The following is a 21,989-nucleotide window of genomic DNA, read 5'->3' as shown; positions in this document are numbered from 1 at the left end:
GCTATGCAGCTGTTAATCAATCACCTCGGTTATGAACGTACTGGCAATAAAATTGCCATCGTCCAGCATCAGTCTCCGTTGTCACAGACCGAGGCAACCCTGATCCGCAGCGAGGATCAGCAACCGGTGATGCAGCTGACGCTTTCCCGCAGCCAGCAGACCGATGCGTGGCATACCGGTGCCGCTGCACGGATCGATTTCAGTGACTGGCAGGAAGCGGGCCGGTACCGCCTCCGCCTCGGTGACACGGAATCAGCCGATTTTGAGATTGGTGAAGGCCTGCTGATGCAGCGTACCTTCAGTGATGTGCTGCACTATTTCAAATCCCAGCGCTGCGGCGGCAAGTTCGATCAGTTTGATCGTGCCGTCCCGCTGTTTGGCAGTCAGGAGACCGCCGATGTGCACGGAGGCTGGTATGACGCCTCCGGTGACGTTAGTAAATATCTCAGTCACCTGTCCTATGCCAACTACCTGAATCCCCAGCAGACGCCGATGGTGGTATGGAACATGCTCACTGCCTTTGAGTCGCTGCAGGATGACCCCGCCTTTGCGGATTTTTCCCGCGTCCGCCTGATTGAAGAGGCACTTTATGGCGCGGATTTTTTACTGCGGATGCATGCACCGCAGGGTTATTTTTATATGACAGTGTTCGATAAGTGGAGTAAGTCCACCGGGCAACGGGAGATTTGTAGCTATTCAACACAGGAGGGAATCAAAGCTGACAGTTTTCAGGCTGGCTTCCGTCAGGGCGGCGGTGTCGCCATTGCCGCCCTGGCTGCAGCTTCGCGGCTGATGCACAGCGAAGCCGCCGCCAGACTGGAGCTGGGCCACATGGAAAATGCAGAAACGTATCTGATCGCCGCACAGACCGGATACTGGCATCTGAAAGAGTACAACAGCCGCTATCTGAATGACGGTCAGGAAAATATCATCGATGAATACTGCGCCCTGCTGGCCGCAGTCGAACTGCTCAAAGCCACGGAACAATCCCGCTATCTGACGGAAGCCCGGCACTGGGCAGAACGTCTGGCCGCACGTCAGCAGAGCGACCGGCAGCAGCAGTTTTTCTGGAGTGCCAACGCTGATGGCAGCCGCCCGTATTTCCATGCGGTTGAAGCCGGTCTCCCTGTAATCAGCCTGCTCCAGTACCTTCAGGTGGAGCCAGAGCAACCTCGCCTGCAGGCCATCCGTCAGATTCTGGACCATGCATTGCACTTCGAACTGAGTATTACTCAAGCGGTCGCCAATCCCTTTGGCTACCCGCGCCAGTATGTCAAAGCCGTGGACGGTGACAAACACAGCAGCTTTTTCATTCCGCACCGCAATGAAAGCGGATACTGGTGGCAGGGCGAAAACGCCCGTCTGGGATCACTGGCTGCCATGGCATTTATGGCCGCCCCCGTGGTCACTGATGAAGACCTGCGTCAAGCCTTGAAAGCCTACGGCCACCAGTTACTGAACTGGATTCTGGGCCTGAACCCGTTTGACATGTGTATGCTCGACGGCGCAGGCAGAAATACCCCCGGCTACCTGCCGCATCTGGGCTTTTTCAACGCCCGCGGCGGCGTGTGTAACGGGATCACTTCCGGCTTCGACAATGAAGCGGATATCGCATTCGCGCCTGCCGCCCAGGCCGACGATATCTACCAGAACTGGCGCTGGGGAGAACAATGGATCCCGCATGCGGCCTGGTATCTGCTGGCCGTTACCCTGCAATTCAGGGAGCGTAACCATGACTGAGGCTTTCCGTTATCTGGTTGGCGTCGACGGCGGCGGCACTTCCTGCCGGGCCCGTCTGTGCGATGCCCGGGGTAAGGTGCTGGCCGAAGCCAGGACCGGCAGCGCCAACATCCTGCTGGGCGCTGACATCGCGATGGCATCCATTCGGGAAGCGATTGCCATTGCAACTGCGCAGGCCGGACTCAGCGAGCAGAATTACGGTGAGATGGCCGTTGGTCTGGCGCTGGCCGGGGCAGAGCAACGCAAGGCCTGGTATGACTTTATGGCCCAGCCCCACCCGTTTGCCCGCCTCACCCTGAATACTGACGGCTACGGCGCCTGTCTGGGAGCCTGGGGCGGACAAGATGGTACGATTTTTATTGCCGGGACCGGCTCAGTCGGCCTGCTGCGACGGGGCAAAAATGTCACTGTGGTCGGTGGCCGTGAATTTCCGATCTCTGATCAGGGCAGCGGTGCCGTCATGGGACTCCGCCTGATCCAGCAGGTGCTGTTGAGCGTCGACGGCATCGTGCCTCAGACTGAACTGGCGCGTCTTGTTCTGGCGCACTTTGGTCATGATGTGGATGCCATAGTCGAATGGTCGAAAACCGCCCGCCCCTGCGACTATGGTCAGTTTTCACCGGAGATTTTCCGGCTGGCCGAAGACAACGACGCACTGGCGGTGACCATGCTGCAACAGACCGCCGCCGATATTGAAATGTGGCTCAATGCGCTGATTGCTCACGGTGCAGATCGGATCTGCCTGATGGGCGGAATTGCTGAACGCATGGGTCCCTGGCTGACTCCAGCCATTCAGCGCCGGCTGGCAACCCCGCAGGGGGATGCCATGGACGGCGCCATTCTGATCGCCCAGGGCGGTCACAACCTGTATCCACTATAAGGGGCTATCATGAGCTATCGCCTTGATTTAACCGTGATCCATCAGACTGATACTGAATCCCGTTTTGCGCTGACCCTGCACAACCTCGGGGAATATGCTTTGAGTGCCTGGTCGCTGGACTTTATCCTCAGCCGCTGGATCGAACCTGCGTCTGTCAGTCATGGTCAGCTGAAGCAACTGGGCAGTTTCTGTACGCTGTCCGCTTCAGGTGATGAAGCCCTGTTAGCCAACAGCCATTTTTATACTGAATTTACCATCAGGACACCGCCGCTGACGCTGCACAGCGATGGCGTGACAGAAGCCTGTCTTTATGCCAGCCAGCACGACCAGGCTTTCCCTGTCGATGTCACGCCGCTGGACCTTCGCCGGCCATCGCAGGAAAGACTGAGGATTGATTTGCCGGAGGCCAGAGCCATCAATCTGATCCCGGCCCCCGCCCGTTTGCACAGCCTGCCGGGTGAGTTCTTGTTCCTGCGGGATACAGCGCTGGCAGAAATACCGGCGGCAGCCCGGGGCAGTGTTAACTGGCTGCAGCAGGAACTGGCGCAATGGCTGGACACGCCGCTGGCAGTCCAAACCGACGGCCAGATTCATTATCAGCACAAGCCGGACATGGCAGAAGGCGCCTACCATCTGCTGGTCGAGAGTGACCACATCTGGCTGGAAGCCAGCTCAGCCGCAGGATTCAGCCATGCAACCGCCAGTCTGTTACAGCTGCTGCCGACTCAGCCGCTGCATCAGATCGAAAGTCTGCTGAGCATTCCGATGGTGGAGATTCACGACCAGCCGCATTACGGTCACCGGGGCATGATGCTCGACTGTGCCCGTCATTTCCATTCTGTCGCCCGGATCAAACGGCTGCTTGATCAGCTGGCCCGCTATAAATTCAACACCTTCCACTGGCATCTGACCGATGACGAAGGATGGCGGATTGAAATTGATGCCTACCCGGCCCTGACAGAAATCGGAGCCTGGCGCGGCCCTCAAGAAGTGCTGGCACCGCAGTTCTCGACCGTGGATCGCCGCTACGGCGGTTTCTACACCAAGCAGGACATCCGTGAAATCGTGGCTTACGCGGCTGAACGGGGCATTCAGGTGATCCCGGAGATCGATATTCCCGGTCACTGCCGTGCGGCCATCAAGTCGCTGCCAGACTTGCTGATTGATCCCGCAGATCGGTCGAAATACCGCAGTATTCAGAATTACCCGGACAACGTTCTGTCTCCGGCCCTGCCCGGCACCTACACCTTCCTGACCACGGTGCTGGATGAAGTCTGCGAACTCTTCCCGGCGCCTTACCTGCATGTGGGCGCGGACGAAGTTCCCAACGGGGTGTGGACCGACAGTCCGGCCTGCCGGGCACTCATGGATCAGCAGGGTTATGAAGATCCATTCGAATTACAGGGCCATATCCTGCGCTTTGTCGAAGAGTATCTGGCACAGAAAGGCAAGCGTATGCTGGGCTGGCAGGAAGTGGTCAAGGGAGACAAGGTCAGCAAACACACGATTGTCCTGCCCTGGATCAACGAGGACGCGGGTCTGACATGTGCGGGCAATGGCTATGAAGTGATCATGCAACCGGCCCAGTACACCTATCTGGATCTCGCTCAGGGTTATTCAGCCGAAGAAGCCGGGGCCAACTGGGCCGGTTTTCTGCCGCTGGAAACCGTCTACAGCTATCGTCCGCTGGCCGAACTGGCCCCGACAGATCCGAGACTGGATCAGATCCTCGGTATTCAGTGCGCCCTGTGGTGCGAGCATGTGTTCAGTCAGTCCCGTTTTGACTACCTGCTGTTTCCGCGCCTGCTGGCCATCAGTGAAGTCTGCTGGTGTCCGCCGGAACAACGCGACTGGGAGGATTTCAAAGCCCGCCTGAACGGCCAGCTCCGCTATTTAGACCGGATGGGCGTGAACTACCGTCCCTGTGCATAAACATGCCGGGAACCCTGGGGCCAAACCGTGTACAGACACGGGCAGTCGGTGGCCGGGTTCTCACATGTGTCGTGAAGTGTCATTTGCATCCTTGAAGGTTGTGTTGGCAACATATTCGGGGGCATCAGCCCCCGCTTTTTTTGCCCGGCCGTCAGATGCTCTCACCAAGCTCAATTTTCACATCCAGCGTAATCACCTTCTCTGTCGCCGGTTCCCCGCGCAAACGCTGCAAGATCTGCGCTGCGGCAACTTCACCAATCTGTTCACGGGGAGTCACCACAGTCGCCAGCCGCGGTACCATCACCTGACTGATATCGTGACCATGAAAACCGGCCACCGCAATTTGTTCCGGCACCGGGATCCCCAGTCGCTGACACTCATAAATCGCACCAATCGCCAAATCGTCATTGGTACAGAAAATGCCATCTGTATCCGGATACGCTTTGAGCGTCTGACGCAATAATGCCGCGCCCAGTGTGAACGAAGACGCAGCTTCTGTCTGAAGACTTCTTGGCGTCAGGTCGTGCGCGCGCATCGCCTGTTCATACCCGAGGTAACGCAGATGAGTCCGGGCGTCCATCCGGGCCGCAAAGTACACCACGTTGCGGCGGCCACGGGTGATCATCTGCTCCGTCATGGCTTCAGCAGCCGCCTGATTATCAAACCCCACGGCCTGTGCAATGGCCGGAGAGACTGAGTCCATGATTTCCACCACAGGGATCCCGGCCGTATCCAGCATTTTCCGTGCCCGTTCAGTATGAACGCTTTCGGACAAAATGATCGCGTCAACGTTATAAGAAAGCAGTGAAGCGATGTTCTTCTCTTCCACTTCAGCGCTGTAGCCGTAGTGAGCCAGCATGGTCTGATAACCTGCCGGACCGGTCACCTTTTCAATGCCCCGGATCACTTCGGCAAACACCTGGTTGGTCAGCGAAGGCACCAAGACCCCAATCGCGTAACTTTTGGCATTTGAAAGGATATCGGGCGCACGGTTGGGGATATAACCCAGCTGTTCCACCGCCGCAGCAATTTTGGTCTGCAGCGCAGCAGACACCTGATTCGGATCCCGCAGATAACGGCTGACCGTCATCTTGGTCACACCGACCAGATTCGCGACATCCTGCAGGGTCGGACGTTTGTTCTTGGTTGTCATTCGGGTTGTATCTTTCATCAAACAGAGTGGACTGAAACAGCCCCAAGATTATCACAAGGATGCGGCTGGAATTGGAATCTGGCGCAAAAACAAAACAGGCCCTTCGGAAAGGGCCTGTCGGGTCAGACTTGAACCTGATGACGGGGAGACTGGCTCCAGGTCAGATGAAATTTACTTGCCTCTGGCTGATCCGTCCGGGCATAGCTATGTGCCCCGAAATAGTCGCGCTGAGCCTGTAACAGGCTGGCAGACGACTCGCCGGTGCGAAGTCCGTCAAAGTAGTGCAAAGCTGAACTCAGCCCCGGCATGGCAATGCCGGTCAGGCTGGCATTCGCAACGGCTTTGCGCCAGTTGAGCTGCCGTTCAGTCAAAGCCTGGCGAAAATGATCGGCCAGCAGGAGATTGTCCAAATCCGGCTGCTGTTCAAATGCACGGCTGATATCCTGCAGGAAAATCGCCCGGATAATACAGCCCGCCCGCCAGATTAGTGCAATTTCGGCATAATCAAGTGCCCAGCTCTGCTCCGAAGCCGTGGCCTTCATCAGGGCAAAGCCCTGCGCATAAGTACACAGCTTGGCGCAATACAGCGCATCATGCAGTTGCGCGATGATGTCATCCTGAGACATCTGCAAACTGTCATCGGTCACAAGCATCAGTGTCTTTTCTGCCTGCAGGCGCTGAGTTTTCATGCCGCTCATCGCCCGTGCAAACACGGCCTGTGCAATGGTCGGCGCTGGACTGCCCACTTCCAGACTGTTCACTGCCGTCCACAGTCCGGTGCCTTTCTGACCCGCTTTATCCAGAATCATCTCCACCAGCGGCCGACCGGTCTGCGGATCTGCCTGCTGCAAAATATCCGCACTGATTTCCATCAGGTAGCTGTTGAGAACCCCCTGATTCCACTGGGCAAAGATCTGGCCGATTTCCGGCGCTGACATCTTCAGTTGCTGTCTGAGGAACTGATAAACCTCGCAGATCAACTGCATGTCAGCATATTCAATGCCGTTATGCACCATTTTCACATAATGACCGGCACCGTCCGGTCCGAGATACGCCGCGCAGGCTTCTCCCTGACTCAGCGGCGGCAGCGGCATACCGGCAACGTCGACCTGCGCCGCAATCGCCTTCCACATCGGGCCGACCTGACGCCAGGCATCGGCACTGCCACTGGCCATCAGGGACGGACCGTGCCTGGCTCCCACTTCGCCGCCGGACACTGCCGTACTGAAAAACTGTAATTTGCTCTGGTATGCTTTATCGCGGGCGATGGTGTCCGTCCACAAACTGTTTCCGGTATCAATCACCGTATCCTGCAGCGCCAGACCGGCGTCCAGCAAAGCTGAAATCACCGCATCGACAGCTGGCCCGGCCGGTACGGACAGCGCAATCACGCGCGGCGTCTGAAGATTTGCCAGCACCTGCGCCAGTGAATCACAGGCAACAAAAGCGGCTTTGCCAAGCGCTGCAGCTTCTGCCCCGGCCTGCGTCGTCAGATCCGCCTGTAAGTCATAACCGGCGACTGAAAACCCATGTTCGAGCAGATTCAGTGCCAGATTGCGCCCCATCACGCCTAAGCCAATCATCGCAATATTGCACGGAGTCGATGTCATCCTCGTTCCCTTACAGCAAATGGTAATTAAGTGAGTGAGCCGGTTTGCGGCAGCCGGTTGAGAATGTCATCCAGCACCGCGTCCTGCGGCTGACGTATATCGATGAAGATCGCCTCGTCCTGTGCAGGTTCAACCAGAGTTTCAAACTGACTTTCGAGCATCGCACGCCCATTGAAGTAATGATCAGCACGCTGCTGATGTCGCTGCCAGATCGTGTCGAAATCCCCCTGCAGATAAACCAGGAGCAGCGGTTCAACACCAGTACGCAACTGTGCCCGGTATTCAGGTTTCAGCGCAGAACAGGCCAGCACCGCATGGGGTTCATCCCGCAGCAGCTGATTCAGACGCGCCAGCCACTCAGCCCGGTCTTCATCCGTCAGCGGAATCCCTTCACTCATCTTTTGCACGTTCTCCGGCGGATGAAAGTCATCGCCGTCAAAGAAATTCATCCCCAGTGCCCGGGCCAGATGACTGCCGATTGAGCTTTTGCCGCAACCGGAAACCCCCATCACAATAATTTTTCTTGGTTTCATCGACTTTATCCCTGCCCTGCGATGTCGCAGGGCAACAGTTCTGTTGTTCTTGTTATTTGCTCACCGCCACCACAGCGCCAGCTGCGGAAAGACAATCACCAGGGTCAGCGCGACCAGCTGCAAACCGATAAACGGCAGCAGTGAACGGAAGATTTCGCCCAGACTGATCTCTTTCGGTGCCACGGATTTCAGGTAGAAGGCAGCCGGACCAAAAGGCGGAGACAGGAAAGAAACCTGCATGTTGAGGCAGAAGACAACGCCGAACCAAATCGGATCCATGCCCAGACCGGTGATAATCGGGACAAAGATTGGCATGGTCAGCAGTGCAACGCCGACCCAGTCCAGGAACATCCCCAGCACCAGCAGGATCACCATCATGATCAGCAAGGTCATCGTCGGGCTGCCGCCACTGAAGGCCAGAATGGTTTCTTCAACGAAATCAATGCCGCCCATCAGGTTGTACACACCCACCAGCGCGCTGGCACCGATACCGATCCACATAATCATGCCGCAGGTACGCATGGTCGCGATGGCGCTGTCTTTCAGCATGCTCCAGTTCATTTCCCCGCGGATTAGTGCGCTGAGCATAATCCCCACCACACCCAGCGCCGAAGCTTCAGTCACCGAAGCCACACCGGTATAGATACTGCCCAGTACAACTCCCACAGACAGCAACGGGAAAAACAGAGCCTTGAAGTAACTGGTTTCACGGGCTGCATCTTCAGCCAGCTCTTCTTCCGTTGGCAGCGGTGCTAGTGCCGGATTCATCTTGCAGCGGACCAGCACATACCCGATATACATCAAGGCCAGCATCAGGGCCGGCAGGAAGGCAGCCTTGAACAGATCTCCAATCGATACGCTGGCAGTCAGGCCGTAAATAATCAGCACAATACTCGGAGGCAACATGGTGCCCAGGGCTCCACCGGCACAGGTCGTGCCAATTGCCAGACGACGGTCATAGCCCAGTCGCAGCATCTGCGGCAACGCCAGAATGCCCAGCAGCACGGTTTCACCGCCGATCACGCCGGACATCGACGCCAGTACTACAGCCACCAGCAGGGTCTGCACCGCGACGCCGCCGCGGACCCGGCGGCCTACCGATTTCATGGCATCAAAGAGATCGCGGGCAATCCCGGAACGATCCAGCAGTGCTGCCATCAGGACAAACATAGGCACGGCCAGGAAAATATAGCCGTCGACAAAGGAATACATCCGGCTGGTGACCAGCGGCATTGCGTCGGGTCCGAACCACCCTAAAGTAAAGATCAGTGCAACCAGACCCGTCACAAAAGCCAGTTGCATCCCGGTCAGCAGCAGGGCAATCATCAGCCCCAGCATCAGCAGGCTGCCGTAGCCGATCCCCATTGACGATAACTCAAACATCTTTTTTCCTCAGGCCACGGATTTCGGCAATCAGGTGCAGCAGAAACTGTACGGACAATACGCACAGGCAGACAAAAATGATCCCTTTCAGTAATGCAGGGAATGGCGGGTTCCAGGCGGAGCCTGACGTTTCCAGCCGCAACTCCCCCCAGGGCGTCAGCCAGGCCTCCTGTGCCATGGTGTAAGATGCCCAGGCCATGAGCACTGAAAACAGCAGTCCCATAATGTGATGAAACACATTCAGGTACTGACGGGTACGCGGCGAGACCATATCGTAGAGCAGGACGACACGCACATGCTTGTCGGTCGCCAGCGCATAGAGACCGCCAACAATGAACAGGGAACCACCGATGAAGGACGCCGTTTCATGCACCCAGATTGTGGGGGCGTCAAAGACGTAGCGCATCAGCACTTCGTAAAAAGAGATGATCACCGTAAAGATGAACAGCAGGCTCAGCAGATTGCCGATTTTCACGATCGCCGCATCAAGGCAGTTTCTCGGCTTCTCAGCGTCCTGACCGGCGGGCGTTGGGTTGGTATTCATGGCAGACAGCTCACAACACTTGCGATATCAGAAACAGAGGGCTGTCAGCAGCCCTCATCAGGGGATGTCAGAGGTTTCTGACGGAGATACGGAAAATTACAACAAGGCGTTATCTTCGAGGAATTTCGTTACAGATTCATACACCTTTTCTGCATTTGGTGATTTTTTCGCGAAGACTTTCCACTGCTCACGTGCAATTTCACGGAACTTCTTCCGTTCTTCGTCAGACCAATTGTGAATCGTGATCTTCGGGTTGGCCTGCGCTTCCTTCACCGCTTGCTGATCGGCAATTTTCAGCTGGGTCGTCATGTCATACGCAAAATCACGCACCGAAGTGGTCAGAATTTCTTGCAGATCTGCCGGCAGTTTGTCCCACTTTTTCTGACTCATCGAAATATCGATCAGCGGTAGAGAGTGAAAACCGGGCTGGACCGGATGCGTCGCCACATCGTTCATTCCCGCTTTCTGGTTGGTCGAAAAGACCGTGTAGTCTGCCGCATCGATGACGCCTTTGCTCAGGCCGGTAAACACTTCAGAGCCCGGCAGATTGACCGGTGCTGCGCCCGCAGCCGCAAAAACCTGCTGGACCAGACCTTCCGGTGCACGCAGCTTCAGACCTTTCAGATCCGCGACGCCATCCACAGGAACTTTCGAGACAAACGACTCCACACCTGTCGTCGAACCGCCAATAAACTTCACGCCATACGGAGCATAAAGTTCCGTCATCAGCTCATAACCGCCGCCATAGTTGATGTATTGCAACAGCTGCGTGGTATCAGACCAGGCACCGACCATGTTCCCGATCAGGCCAAAAGCTGGATCCTTGCCGGAAAAGTAGCTTGTTGCCGTGATCTGGCCATCCAGGATACCCATTTTGATCGCACCCAGCGTTTCCGTGTGTTTTACCACACTGCCGACCGGCAGCAGGTCGATATCAATCCGGCCGCCGGACATGGTCTCAACTCGCTCAGCCCAGGCTTGCTGAACCTGATAGTTCTTGTCGCCGGACGGATCCGAAGACTGGAATTTGAAGGTGTATTCAGCGGCCATGGCTGAAGCCGTAAAGCTGCTGGCCAGAGAAGCGGCAATCAGGGTGCAGGTCAACTTTTTCATTGGGTACTGTCCTTTTGTTTTTAGGTCACGTCGTCAATTGTCCGGATGTTTTGTTGTTATGTTACCGGTAACTTTGTAACGCATGCTAACAGAGTTAAAGCGTCATAGTCTTTGAAGAGCATCACAACAATGCCACGAAAAACACATGCACCGTAAATATAAAACCTTTTTCATATATGCCTGCAAAGCAATGAATTTGATGAAAAAGAATTCATTGAACAAATGTCATGTTTCACTATTACCATATAAATCAATAACTTTGTGCGATGCCTCGCATTGCATTAGTATATGTGCACGTGAACCTATGGAGGGAGTTGTTTATGCGTGTAGGTGTACTCATGGGAGGGGAATCCAGTGAACGCAGTGTGTCACTACGGTCGGGACAAGCCGTAAGCGATGCCATTGCTGAACTGGGTCATGACGTGGTTACTATCGATCCGAACGAACTATATAAAACGCTGGACGCGTTATCATCTGTTGACAAAGTTTTCATCGCGCTTCATGGCAGTCTGGGCGAAAGCGGCCATGTTCAGGGGTTGCTGGACTGGCTGAAAATTCCATATACCGGCAGCGGGCTGGCCTCGTCCGCCCTGTGCCTGAACAAACTACGCACCCGGCAGATCCTGGCTCAGCAGGGGTTCCACTATACCAAGTGGTATGGCGTGCATCGCCATCAGCCGATGAAAGAAATCATCGCTGCCGCCGAATCTCTGGGTTATCCGCTGGTCGTCAAACCCAGCTCACAGGGATGTAGTATCGGCGTCAATAAAGTTGAATCCCCGGACGAACTGCCAACCGCCATCCGGCAAGCCTTCGACTATGACGATGATATTCTGCTGGAAAGCTTCATCAGCGGGCGGGAATACACCTGTGGCATCCTGGGCGAGCAAGCCTTGCCAGTCGTACAAATCTGCTCCGATACCTTTTTTGACTGGAGTGCAAAATTTGGCGCACAGACAGCCAGCTACCACTGCCCCAGCGATCTTCCCCCGGAATCCGAACTAACCATTCAGCAACTGGCAATTCGCGCTTTTCATGCGCTGGGGTGTCGTGGCTGGGGAAGACTGGATGTGATCCTGGGAGATGACGGCAATATCTATCCGATTGAAATGAACACTTCACCGGGTATGACCCCACGCAGTGTTTTCCCGATGGCAACCCGGGAAACCGGACTGGACTTTACACAGACGATCGAGCAGATCCTGGCACTCGCCAGTTTTGATCCGGTCTGAATGAATACGCCCGGCAGCAGGTCATGTGCCGGGCTGCTCAGGCTTAGATCGTTACTTCCGCAAACCGCTGGCCTTCAACCGTAAATTCTACCACCAGCCCGGCCTCATCATCCCGCTGACGAGTTACATTGACCGCTTTTCCCATTCGGGTGGCGATCAACTGCTTCAGCTCATTGACCAGATTTTGTTTGTCTTCTGCACTCAGCCGCGTCTCTTTTGCCATGGGCGATTACCTCCTCACACCGTAAAAACAGGCATCCCTTTGTTTATGCGACACTTTCCTGCAGAACAGAAAACCCGGCGGATCAACTTTATCCCGGGGTTGATCAATATTTCCTTCTAAAACAATCAATAAGTTCAAAAAAGGAATCTTCAGCACCTGCTTTAAAAAACATTATTGTTAAATCAATCAATATCAGTCACTTATAGGTCCATTGACAGGTATCACAAAAACCAATGAATGTGCATTGCAGCTGTGCTGAATGATTCGTCGCAACTCGAAAGCTGAACTAAGTTCGACTGTATCTGTGGGTAGGATCCTGGGGGAGTTATGAAACTGCAACATAAGATCATGAGCTGTCTGTTGTTGGCTGGCCTGCTGCCCGCGGCAGCGATCTCTTTGCTCACAATGTATCAGGCCAGTCAGTCACTGGAACAGCAAGCCTATAACCAGCTGGAGTCCCTGCGCGAAGTAAAACAGGATGCGATTGAAAGATATTTCAATACGCTGACCCAGCAAATTACACTCGAAGCGGTGAACCCGATGACTGTCAGTGCACTCCGCGCGTTTCGTCAGGGCGTCGCCGATCTGCCTGTCACGGCAGACAACCTCAGATCGCAGGTCACCCAGTTTTATGCTCAGCAATTCATGCCGCGTCTGAAAGCCAATGCGCCGGAACAGAACATCACGGCAACATCGCTGGTCAGCCAGCTGTCACCCGTGGCGCTGACACTGCAGTCAGCCTATATTACGAGCAGCCCGTACGGCCTGGGAGAAAAACAGAATCTGCTCAGTGCCGGTAATACCCCTTATGATCAGGCGCATGCCAGCTATCATCCCTTTTTCCGCACTCTGATCGATAAATCGGGCTTTTACGATCTGTTCCTGATCGATGCCAAATCCGGTCAGGTACTCTACAGCGTTTACAAAGAAGTGGATTTTGCCACCTCGCTGCGTGACGGGCCTTTCCGCAACAGTTTGCTCAAGGAAGCCTATCAGGCCGGACTCCGCCTGCCGCAGGGACAGAGTGCGCTGATCGATTTCAATCTCTACCTGCCGTCTTATCAGTCTCCGGCCGGTTTCATCGCGGCACCGGTTTATGATCAAAATACCCTGTCCGGGGTTCTGGTATTCCAGTTTCCGATCGATCGCCTGACAGCCATCATGGGGGTCAGAGCCGGACTGGGACAAAGCGGCGAAACCTATCTGGTCGGCCCGGATAAGCTGATGCGCTCCAACTCATTTATTGACCCGGTTCACCACTCGGTCGCCGCATCATTCCGCCATCCGGACCAAGGGAAAATCGATACCCCGGCCGTTCAGCGGGCGCTGGCAGGTGAAACAGGCATTGCAGAAATCACTGATTATAAAGGGAACACCGTACTTTCTGCCTTTGCCCCCATTGCACTCGGAACAACCAGCTGGGTGATCGTCGCAGAGATCGATCACGCGGAAGCCCTGTCGGCCATTTCTCGCCTCAAAATCAGCGGACTGACGATCATTCTGGTGGTCGTTGCACTGATCATCCCGGCGGCCTTATTGGTCAGCCGGAATATTACCCGGCCTATCGGTGGTGAACCCGAGCACATGGAACAAATCGCCAGCGCGATCGCCGAGGGGGATTTGCGTGCCAGCCTGAAAGACAGCGGTCAGACCACTGGTGTGTATGCATCGATGAAGGCCATGACCGCAAACCTCAGCAATATCATCAATCAGCTCAAGACCGCCGCCCGCCAGCAGCGCAACGAAGCTGAAGCCCTGGCTGCCAGTGCTGTAGAAACCGCTCAGGCCGTCTCTCAGCAAGAGCAGGAAACAGCACATCTGGCCGTCGCCATTGATGAAATGAGCGCGACCGCCAAAGACATTTCAGGAAATATTGCTTCTGTTGCCAGCGCCGGGAACGAAGCACAGGACCGGGTCAACGATTGCTCCCACCTGCTGCAGCAAAGTTCAGACAGCCTCAGTCAGATGTCGGTCGATATGCAGGAAGCCAACCACAAACTCAGCCTGCTGAGAAAAAGCTCCGATGACATCACCAAAGTGCTGGAAACCATCCGCGGCATTGCAGAGCAGACCAACCTGCTGGCCCTCAACGCAGCCATTGAAGCCGCCCGGGCCGGCGATCACGGCCGTGGTTTTGCTGTGGTGGCAGAAGAAGTACGTGATCTGGCCCAGCACACTCAGGAAGCCACCAATGACACCGCAGCCATGCTGGAGACCCTGCTCAGCCATGGCCGTGATGTCAGCGATGTGATGACCCAGAGTATCAACCATACCGGCCGGGTCTCCGAACAGTCGATTGCGGCAACCCAGGGCCTGCAACAGGTAGTGGCATCGGTCGAACATATTGCAGCCATGACCAGCCAGATCGCCGCCGCCTCTGAGCAGCAGTCGGCGGTCGCCGAGGAAATCAACAATAACATCAATACGATCAATATGATGTCCCGGGATACCAGCAGCGCAGTGGAACAGATTTCTGCCAGCAGCGAAGAGCTGTCCACCCTGTCTGCTCAGCTGGAACAAATCACCAGCCACTTTAAGGTCTAAGCTGCCGGACGGCGGCGTACCGGAAACAAAAAAGCCATCCGGGTCAGGATGGCTTTTGGATCAACGCATCAGATTAAGGCTGTCTTTCCACCTGTTTCACCCCTTCCGGGATCTGATACCAGCTCTGTTTTTCACTGGTCCAGACATGGATGGTCGGCTCAATGATCCGGGTATCTTCCAGATTACTCGGCTTCAGCTTAATGGCTTGCGGATGATTCGGGTCATAGTGATAAATCCGGTTCCCGCAGGTCGGACAGAGTTTGGCTGCACTGATGTTGCCGCTGTCAGCCGGACGCGACCAGTCTTTCATTTCCCCTTCAAAGATCAGATCGTTTGCATCGACCATTGCCGTGATGCTGAACGCGCTGGTCGACAGTTTCTGGCATTCCTTACAGTGGCAGGCCACCACCATTTTCGGCGGAGCCAGCAGCTGATAAGTCACGCCGCCACACTGGCAGGCACCGCGGATTGGATATGTAATTTGACTCATGTTCTCTCCTGAACAAGTTTTGATTGGAATTCAGTATTCACAGGCTGCCGATGCAGTGCATAAATTGCATGACTCAGAATGCGGCCATTGAGATTTTCGTTTCGGGAAATCACGCTTTCCAGTGTCATTCCCAACCGTTCCGCAACCAACCGGCTGGCCAGATTCTCAACCGCCGCAGCAATCACGACCTTTTCCATCTCCAGCTGCTCAAAAGCGATACGAATCAGATGACTGCACACCCGGGTGATAATTCCTTTTCCCTGATAATCGGCAGCCAGCCAATAGCCGATATCAACGGTTTTCAGATTGTGGTTAATGCTGTTAAAGCTACAGTTCCCGACGTGGATCCCCTGATAGAAAATGGCACAGACCATCGATTTGCCTTCGGCATAATCCTGAAGTGAACGACGGATAAAGTTCAGAAAATCCGATTCTGTGTTGCAATGCGGCGGCCATGCCAGCCATTGAGACAGATAATCGAAATGCGCGTTCACGAGTTCCACATAGCGGGGGGCAAAAGAAGGCTGAACCAACGCCAGCTGAATATCCTGATCTACGGTCTGGCTAAACATATCGCTATCCTTCCTTGAAAAGCCTATTCATCTGATAGCACAATGCCGAGAACTTTATCAAAATGCAAATACTCTTCACGGTTGCTGCATTTTGAAACGCGAACCGGAAACGGATCGCAAAAACTGGCCTGCTGAAAACGGCACGCTCCGTCATTTTGCTTTGAAATCAGTCCGTTTCCTCAGTCATAGAAATTGGCACCGGAATTGCCTTAATCTGAGTGGTGCTTCACTCACCAAACCGTGTTGTTCTCGCGTGTTGTCTTCGCAAGAGAAACTTCAGGGGGAAAGCTGTCTTTGATTGTAAGGAAACACAGACAGCGGAACATGTTGTGTTTGTGCAAAAGCAAAGCAGCGTCCGAAGACGCTGCTTTTTTGCTAGACGATAAGCTGTTCTTCCTCCGCCTGGGGCAGCGGCTGCAAGGTGCGGGGCAAATATTGATCACAGTAAAGTGTCATGAAATCTTCCCGGATTTTCGCCTCCAGCTCAGCGGCAAGAACCGTAGGACAGAAGAGTTTGAAATGGACCTGCTGCTCCCCGGTCGGCGTTGTCGTGATATACACGTGCGGATCGGCGCCGGGCAGATCAACGCCGGCATGCCGCTCAACCATATGATTATACCGTTGGGCAACATCAATAAAGTCGGCAATATGCAGGTTTATTTTCCCCAGCATGACCGGCACCATGGGATACAGATTAACGGTTTCTTTCACGGTGATGGTGAAGCCGTGGTACACATAACGCTTCATGAAGTTCAGGTTTTTCACTGCCACGGTAAAAAACATACTGTTCGGCAATGTGGTCGTTTTACCTGTGTAGTGATACTGGCCTTGCTGTAAGGCTATTTCCTGAATCACAGTCGCCATCAGGTTATGCTCAATCACCTCGCCGCATACCGGGCCGACCTCAATCCAGTCTCCGATTCTGAATGACCGCGAACTTGCACGCTGGAGTGAGCCGGTCATACAGAGAATAATTTCTTTGGAAGCAACCACCAGCGCGACCGCTATCGCTGTCAGTGACAGCGCAAATTTACTGATTTCCGACTCCCACAGCAGAAACAGCGTCAGCATAATCAGCGTAAATGCGCCGTTCTTGGTCCTTGAAATCCATTTTCGCTGTTCTTCGCTGAGAAAGCTGGCTTCCCCCCGAATCCGCGTAATCGCCACCCGACGGATCAGAATAGCAATCACAACAATACAGGCACTCAGCAAAAGTTTGTGCGTCAGTAAATAGGTCACGACCAGTTCAGTTTTTTCCAGAAAGGGATCCCACATTCTTTGTTCTCATCCTGTTCAGCACAGCCCGCACGCTGTCAGAGACAGTTACTACTTTGACCATAGAATTATCAACAGGCAGTCTCCCCCAATCACCGCGCAAATGTAAAGCAGATCCATCCCGGGATGAGGTATCGCCGCCTAAATCTCCGTATCGGCTCAAATTCCGGACCATGGAACACTATACTCAAACACAACATCCGGCTCACAGCCGCACTGAATTTCAACCCTTCAACCAAGGCATAGTGCGTGGCTTTCTTTCTGAACAGTACCATCCTGATCAGCATGGCCGGCGTCCTGTTCTGGCTGTTCCGGCCGGGTTTGCGCGGCAGCGATACGTGGCGGGCCACCCTCACGCCTCTGGCCTCGATTATCGGCAGCGGCTTTCTGGTTGTCGCCCCGTTACTGAGCTATGCCGTCGGTGACTGGAGCATTGTAGCCATGCTGGGAATTGTGCTGCTGGCCTACGGCATTGGCTGGGTGATTCGCTTCAACATCCGGTCTCTCAGCACGGCTGAACCAAAAACATCTTTTCAGATTCAATGGCTGGAACACGCCAGCAAACTGGCGCTGTCACTGGCTTATTTGATCTCAATTGCCTTTTATATTCGCCTGTTAGCTTCATTTGTCATGCACGCCTTCGGATTGGAGACCCAGGGTTATCTGGCCGACGGGCTGGCTACCCTCTGCCTGCTGGGCATCGGTCTGACCGGACTGATCCACGGACTGAGGGGAATGGAGTTTGCCGAAGAAATCGCGGTCAGTGTGAAGCTGAGTATCATTGCAGGCCTGCTGATCGGGCTGGCGGGATATCAATGGCAACAGCCCGCAGCCATTTTCACCCTGCCGTCCGGCGCCATTGAAGCGCCGATACATACGCTACGGATACTGGCAGGCATGCTGCTGGTTGTGCAAGGCTTTGAAACGTCACGCTATCTGGGCAGTGCCTACTCCCCCGAACACCGGATTCAGACCATGAAACATGCCCAATGGTTGTCCGGCGCGATCTATGTGGTGTTTGTCTGGCTCTCCCATCCGTTACTACCTGACGGCGGCAGGCCGCCATCAGAAACCGCGATTATCACCATGAGTCAGCATGTCAGCCTGATCCTGCCGGTTCTGCTGACAATCGCAGCCGTGATGAGCCAGTTCAGCGCAGCCGTTGCCGATACGGCCGGATTCGGCGGACTGTTTCGGGAAGCACTTCGCCGCCCCCGCGGTGAACAGGCAGGTTATGTCATTGCCATTTCGATTGCGATTGCTCTGATCTGGAGTATCAACCTGTTTGCCATTATTGCGCTGGCTTCGAGAGCGTTTGCTCTGTACTACCTGAGCCAATGCCTGACCGCCTGGCAACTGGCAGGCCAGATCCGTCACACCACCCGGCGCAGGCTGTTACGCACAGCCTTTACCGGATTGGGGTTCATCCTGGCTTTGGTGGTGATATTTGCCGTTCCGGCAGAAAGCGTCTGACCGGAAACTGAACCCTCACGAACGACTTAGTGCGGGCTGATATAATCGGTCCGAGGATAAGGTTCCAGCTGATAGTGGGACTCTAGGAAATACACCAGATTGACCAGCTCAGTAACCGTCATGACATCGTTAAAACTGGGCATGACCGATTTGCCGTCGACCTGAATCTCCCGGTAATCATAGCCTTCTGCCAGTTTGTGAGACGGGTTGATGACCGATGTGACCAGTTCCGGATACGTTTTGATCATGCTGACTTCCCCACCCAGTACGACCGGCGTTTCCAGTGAACGGGTCAACTTCGCCGCTTCATCTTCAAAACCGGCCATGTTATGACAAGTCAGGCATTGATACTTCAGAAATACAGCCTTGCCCTGTGCTGCATCCCCGGCAGGCAAACTAAAACTCTGATTGGCATTATCGCATCCTGCCAGACCGGATAACGCACTGATAAGTACAGCAAACGTGTATGGTTTCATTGTTCCACACCTCCGAATTCAGGGCGGATGCCCCAAGACTGAAACGGGTGCAGGTTTCCACCCGCACCCAATGAACAGACTAGAACAATCAGCGTATTAGCGAACTTCAATTTTGCGAACTTCTGGCACATTCGCGACCGTTTTCGGCAGAATCAGGTGCAGTACCCCATCCTGATACGTCGCTTCGATATCGTGTTCCGATACATTTGTACCGAACTGGAAGGTACGCGCATAGCTGCCATAACGACGCTCTTTCAGCACCGCTTCGCCTTCCTGTTTCTGCTCTGTCTCTTCCTGATGTTCCGCTGCAATGGTGAGTTTTCCCTGATGGAATGAGACCTGAATCTCTTCTTTACTGAATCCGGGTAATTCAGCAGTCAGCTCAAAGTTGTCTTTGGTTTCATGAATATCGACGGCAGGCAACCGGCTGGCCTGTTTCGCAAAATCATCTCCCAGAACAGGGCGGAAGAATCCCTGAAACAGGCTGTCAAAATCATTATCCAATAAAGAAGGAAAACCACCTTTTTTCATTTCAGTGCTCATGCTCTCTCTCCTTAACGCATACTGACAACAACCCTTGGTTGATCCGTTTTGAGTATAGTAAGCCACTGAAAATCAGCGTCGCCAGAGTTTGACTCAAATCAAGCTCTGGTTAAAAAAAGTGATCAACGGCCAATCGGCTGGGACAATTACCGGCCTGATCCTCCGGAATGAATTTGCTCCTGACTCACCCGTTTATCGGTGGTGTGAACAAGTGCAGGGCATCGTGTACGCCCTGAATAAGCATCTGCATGGCAATCACGGTCAACAGCAATCCCATGATCCGGGTGATCACATTCACGCCGTCTTTCCCCAGGAAATTGACCAGCTTTTGGGCATATAAAAAACAGATCAGCGTGACCAGACAAAGCACTGCAAAGGCAGAAATCGTGATCAGGATATGCAGCAGACTTTTCGCTGCCGAGTAGTTCATGGCCGTGGCAATAGTCCCCGGTCCGGCCAGAATTGGGATGGCCAGCGGGGAGATCGAAATATCCTCCACCTCCTTGCTCGGGCTTTGCGTGTGCATGGATGAACTGCTGCCCTGCAGCATGTGGTAGCCCACCACAAACACCAGCAGTCCCCCGGCCAGTCGCAGTGCCGGCAGCGTAATGCCAAAGAGCTGGAAGATCCCTTTCCCAAGCAAACTGAAGGCCGCCACAATGAAAAATGCCGCCGTCAGGGCTTTGATTGCGGTTTGCCGTTTTTCCTGCGCAGACTGATGTGCCGTCAGCCCGGTAAAAACCGCCGTGTTCGCAATCGGGTTCATGATGGCAAAAAAGCCCATAAAGACCGTCACCCCCAGAGTCACCAAATCAATCATGTTGCTGTCCTGAAAAAACATGGATGTGATTCAGTCTAGTCGGAGGAAAGATGATTTGGGGATAAACCGGAGTCAATAGAAGAAGATAGCGCAGAGACAGGCGGAGCCTCAGAACGAGGTCCGCCAGAATTGAAAATCAGAGAGAAATAAACAGACCCGCAAGCGCAGCACTCATCAGGTTGGCAAAGGTGGCAGCCACCACAGCCCGTACACCCAGTGTCGCGACATCCTTACGGCGTTCCGGCACCATGGCACCAATGGACCCCAGCTGAATCGCAATCGAGCCGATGTTGGCAAAACCACACAGCGCAAAAGTTACAATGATCTGACTGTGCGCCGACAGTGACTCTTTGATGCTGGCATAATCCAGAAACGCAACAAATTCATTCATGGCGATTTTCTGTCCCAGCAGACTGCCGACAGCCATCACTTCATCACCCGGTACACCGGCCACAAAAGCCAGCGGCGCAAACAGGTAGCCAAAAATACTTTGCAGGGTCAGCCCGTCGATATGAAACAGACCGCCCAGCCATTCCAGGCCAGTGTTGAGCATGGCAATCACGCTCACGAAGGCGATCAGCATGGTGCCGACGGCGACCGCAACTTTCATCCCGTTCATCGCACCGGAAGCGAGTGCATCAATCGCGTTACTTTGCCCGCTGTCGGACAGATCAATATTGCTCTGATCAACCGGCTGCTGGGTTTCCGGCACCATGATTTTCGCCATCAGCAGGCCACCCGGTGCCGCCATAAAGCTTGCTGCGATCAGGTATTTCAGGTCGACGCCCATCGCGGCATAACCACCCAGCACGCTGCCTGCAACTGAGGCCATGCCACCCACCATGACCGCAAAGAGTTCAGAGCGGGTCATAGATGCCAGAAACGGACGCACCACCAGCGGCGATTCGCCCTGAGACAAAAAGATATTACTGGTCGCGACCAGGGATTCCGCGCGAGTCGTCCCCAGCAGGCGTTCCAGCCCGCCACCAATCACTTTAATCACCAGACTCATAATGCCCAGGTAATACAACAGGGAGATCAGTGCGCTGATAAAAATGATTAAAGGTAAAACTTTGACAGCAAACACGAACCCGTTCTCGGCCAGCGGACCAAAAACAAAGCTGATCCCCTGATCAGCAAAACCGATCACCGATGCAACGCCGTTGCTCATTTTGCCCAGCAGATATTGTCCCCAGGGAACATAAAGCACCAGAGCGGCCAGCCCCAGCTGCAGGCCAAATGCGCCCAGAACGGTGCGCCAGCGAATAGCCTGACGATTGGTGGAGAGTGCATAAGCGCACAAAATGATAGCGACGATACCTGCCGCACTATAGAGGAACTGCATAAACCTACCTTGCAATGTCGAAGTCCGATGGCCGGTGACTTGGCGCACGCAAAGCTGCCGAAGGCGAGAATATCCGTCATGCGTTGCTGCCCTCAGTCACCAGGAAGC

Annotated in this window: 20 protein-coding genes; 6 read left to right on the top strand and 14 right to left on the bottom strand. The window is 54.5% G+C overall.

Going from position 1 to position 21,989, the window contains the following annotated elements:
• Positions 1-3 precede the first annotated feature (3 nt).
• Genes SPK40_RS10780 through SPK40_RS10770 form a run of 3 tightly spaced genes read left to right on the top strand, consistent with a single transcriptional unit; the run spans position 4 to position 4,552 of the window.
• Positions 4-1,740 (top strand): glycoside hydrolase family 9 protein, encoded by a 1,737-nt coding sequence (locus tag SPK40_RS10780; RefSeq protein ID WP_330960483.1) that lies wholly within the window; start codon positions 4-6, stop codon positions 1,738-1,740.
• The gene (locus SPK40_RS10775; protein ID WP_330960482.1) at positions 1,733-2,620 is read left to right on the top strand and encodes a BadF/BadG/BcrA/BcrD ATPase family protein; all 888 of its coding nucleotides are present in this window, start codon (positions 1,733-1,735) and stop codon (positions 2,618-2,620) included. Before SPK40_RS10780 ends, SPK40_RS10775 begins: the two co-directional genes overlap by 8 nt.
• Positions 2,621-2,629: 9 nt before the next feature.
• Positions 2,630-4,552 (top strand): beta-N-acetylhexosaminidase, encoded by a 1,923-nt coding sequence (locus SPK40_RS10770; protein WP_330960481.1) that lies wholly within the window; start codon positions 2,630-2,632, stop codon positions 4,550-4,552.
• 151 nt (positions 4,553-4,703) lie between these two features.
• Here the strand turns inward: SPK40_RS10770 and gntR are convergent, their stop codons facing one another.
• From gntR to SPK40_RS10740, 6 genes are all read right to left on the bottom strand, one after another.
• On the bottom strand, positions 4,704-5,705 hold the full coding sequence (gene gntR / locus SPK40_RS10765) for a gluconate operon transcriptional repressor GntR (RefSeq protein ID WP_330960480.1): 1,002 nt from the start codon (positions 5,703-5,705) through the stop codon (positions 4,704-4,706).
• 122 nt (positions 5,706-5,827) lie between these two features.
• Positions 5,828-7,315, bottom strand: a complete 1,488-nt coding sequence (gene gndA, locus SPK40_RS10760) for an NADP-dependent phosphogluconate dehydrogenase (RefSeq protein WP_330960479.1) — start codon at positions 7,313-7,315, stop codon at positions 5,828-5,830.
• A gap of 26 nt (positions 7,316-7,341) precedes the next feature.
• Entirely contained in the window at positions 7,342-7,848 is a 507-nt protein-coding gene (locus tag SPK40_RS10755) for a gluconokinase (protein ID WP_330960478.1), read from the bottom strand.
• Positions 7,849-7,908: 60 nt separating this feature from the next.
• Positions 7,909-9,231 (bottom strand): TRAP transporter large permease, encoded by a 1,323-nt coding sequence (locus SPK40_RS10750; protein WP_330960477.1) that lies wholly within the window; start codon positions 9,229-9,231, stop codon positions 7,909-7,911.
• Positions 9,224-9,775, bottom strand: a complete 552-nt coding sequence (locus SPK40_RS10745) for a TRAP transporter small permease subunit (RefSeq protein WP_330960476.1) — start codon at positions 9,773-9,775, stop codon at positions 9,224-9,226. Before SPK40_RS10745 ends, SPK40_RS10750 begins: the two co-directional genes overlap by 8 nt.
• Before the next feature lie 96 nt (positions 9,776-9,871).
• Positions 9,872-10,888 (bottom strand): TRAP transporter substrate-binding protein, encoded by a 1,017-nt coding sequence (locus tag SPK40_RS10740; RefSeq protein ID WP_248141441.1) that lies wholly within the window; start codon positions 10,886-10,888, stop codon positions 9,872-9,874.
• Positions 10,889-11,208: 320 nt separating this feature from the next.
• On the opposite strand from SPK40_RS10740, the gene SPK40_RS10735 reads away from it, so the two are divergent.
• The gene (locus SPK40_RS10735; protein ID WP_330960475.1) at positions 11,209-12,120 is read left to right on the top strand and encodes a D-alanine--D-alanine ligase family protein; all 912 of its coding nucleotides are present in this window, start codon (positions 11,209-11,211) and stop codon (positions 12,118-12,120) included.
• 43 nt (positions 12,121-12,163) lie between these two features.
• Here SPK40_RS10735 and SPK40_RS10730 read toward each other — a convergent pair whose 3' ends face one another.
• Entirely contained in the window at positions 12,164-12,343 is a 180-nt protein-coding gene (locus SPK40_RS10730; RefSeq protein WP_248141443.1) for a hypothetical protein, read from the bottom strand.
• Between the two features lie 327 nt (positions 12,344-12,670).
• Between SPK40_RS10730 and SPK40_RS10725 the strand changes: the two genes are divergently transcribed.
• Complete coding sequence (locus SPK40_RS10725; RefSeq protein WP_330960474.1) at positions 12,671-14,887, top strand: methyl-accepting chemotaxis protein; 2,217 nt, start codon at positions 12,671-12,673, stop codon at positions 14,885-14,887.
• Between the two features lie 73 nt (positions 14,888-14,960).
• Here SPK40_RS10725 and SPK40_RS10720 read toward each other — a convergent pair whose 3' ends face one another.
• From SPK40_RS10720 to SPK40_RS10710, 3 genes are all read right to left on the bottom strand, one after another.
• Entirely contained in the window at positions 14,961-15,368 is a 408-nt protein-coding gene (locus tag SPK40_RS10720) for a GFA family protein (RefSeq protein WP_248141720.1), read from the bottom strand.
• Positions 15,369-15,373: 5 nt separating this feature from the next.
• A complete protein-coding gene (locus tag SPK40_RS10715) occupies positions 15,374-15,949 on the bottom strand; it encodes a GNAT family N-acetyltransferase (RefSeq protein WP_330960473.1) in 576 nt (191 codons plus the stop codon).
• 375 nt (positions 15,950-16,324) lie between these two features.
• Positions 16,325-17,209 carry a mechanosensitive ion channel family protein gene (locus SPK40_RS10710; RefSeq protein ID WP_248141721.1) on the bottom strand — a complete coding sequence of 295 codons (885 nt, stop codon included), beginning with the start codon at positions 17,207-17,209 and terminating at the stop codon, positions 16,325-16,327.
• Between the two features lie 264 nt (positions 17,210-17,473).
• Between SPK40_RS10710 and SPK40_RS10705 the strand changes: the two genes are divergently transcribed.
• The gene (locus SPK40_RS10705; protein ID WP_330960472.1) at positions 17,474-18,697 is read left to right on the top strand and encodes a hypothetical protein; all 1,224 of its coding nucleotides are present in this window, start codon (positions 17,474-17,476) and stop codon (positions 18,695-18,697) included.
• Between the two features lie 26 nt (positions 18,698-18,723).
• Here the strand turns inward: SPK40_RS10705 and SPK40_RS10700 are convergent, their stop codons facing one another.
• The 4 genes from SPK40_RS10700 to SPK40_RS10685 form a co-directional block, all read right to left on the bottom strand.
• Positions 18,724-19,173 carry a cytochrome C gene (locus tag SPK40_RS10700; protein ID WP_248141447.1) on the bottom strand — a complete coding sequence of 150 codons (450 nt, stop codon included), beginning with the start codon at positions 19,171-19,173 and terminating at the stop codon, positions 18,724-18,726.
• A 96-nt stretch (positions 19,174-19,269) separates the two neighbouring features.
• On the bottom strand, positions 19,270-19,716 hold the full coding sequence (locus SPK40_RS10695) for an Hsp20/alpha crystallin family protein (protein WP_248141448.1): 447 nt from the start codon (positions 19,714-19,716) through the stop codon (positions 19,270-19,272).
• A gap of 184 nt (positions 19,717-19,900) precedes the next feature.
• The gene (locus SPK40_RS10690) at positions 19,901-20,536 is read right to left on the bottom strand and encodes a MarC family protein (RefSeq protein WP_248141449.1); all 636 of its coding nucleotides are present in this window, start codon (positions 20,534-20,536) and stop codon (positions 19,901-19,903) included.
• 136 nt (positions 20,537-20,672) lie between these two features.
• Positions 20,673-21,881 (bottom strand): NupC/NupG family nucleoside CNT transporter, encoded by a 1,209-nt coding sequence (locus SPK40_RS10685; RefSeq protein WP_248141450.1) that lies wholly within the window; start codon positions 21,879-21,881, stop codon positions 20,673-20,675.
• Positions 21,882-21,989: the final 108 nt, after the last annotated feature.

The organism is Photobacterium sp. 53610, from assembly GCF_036409375.1.
Lineage (GTDB): Bacteria > Pseudomonadota > Gammaproteobacteria > Enterobacterales > Vibrionaceae > Photobacterium.
This window is presented reverse-complemented; position numbering and strand designations above follow the sequence as displayed.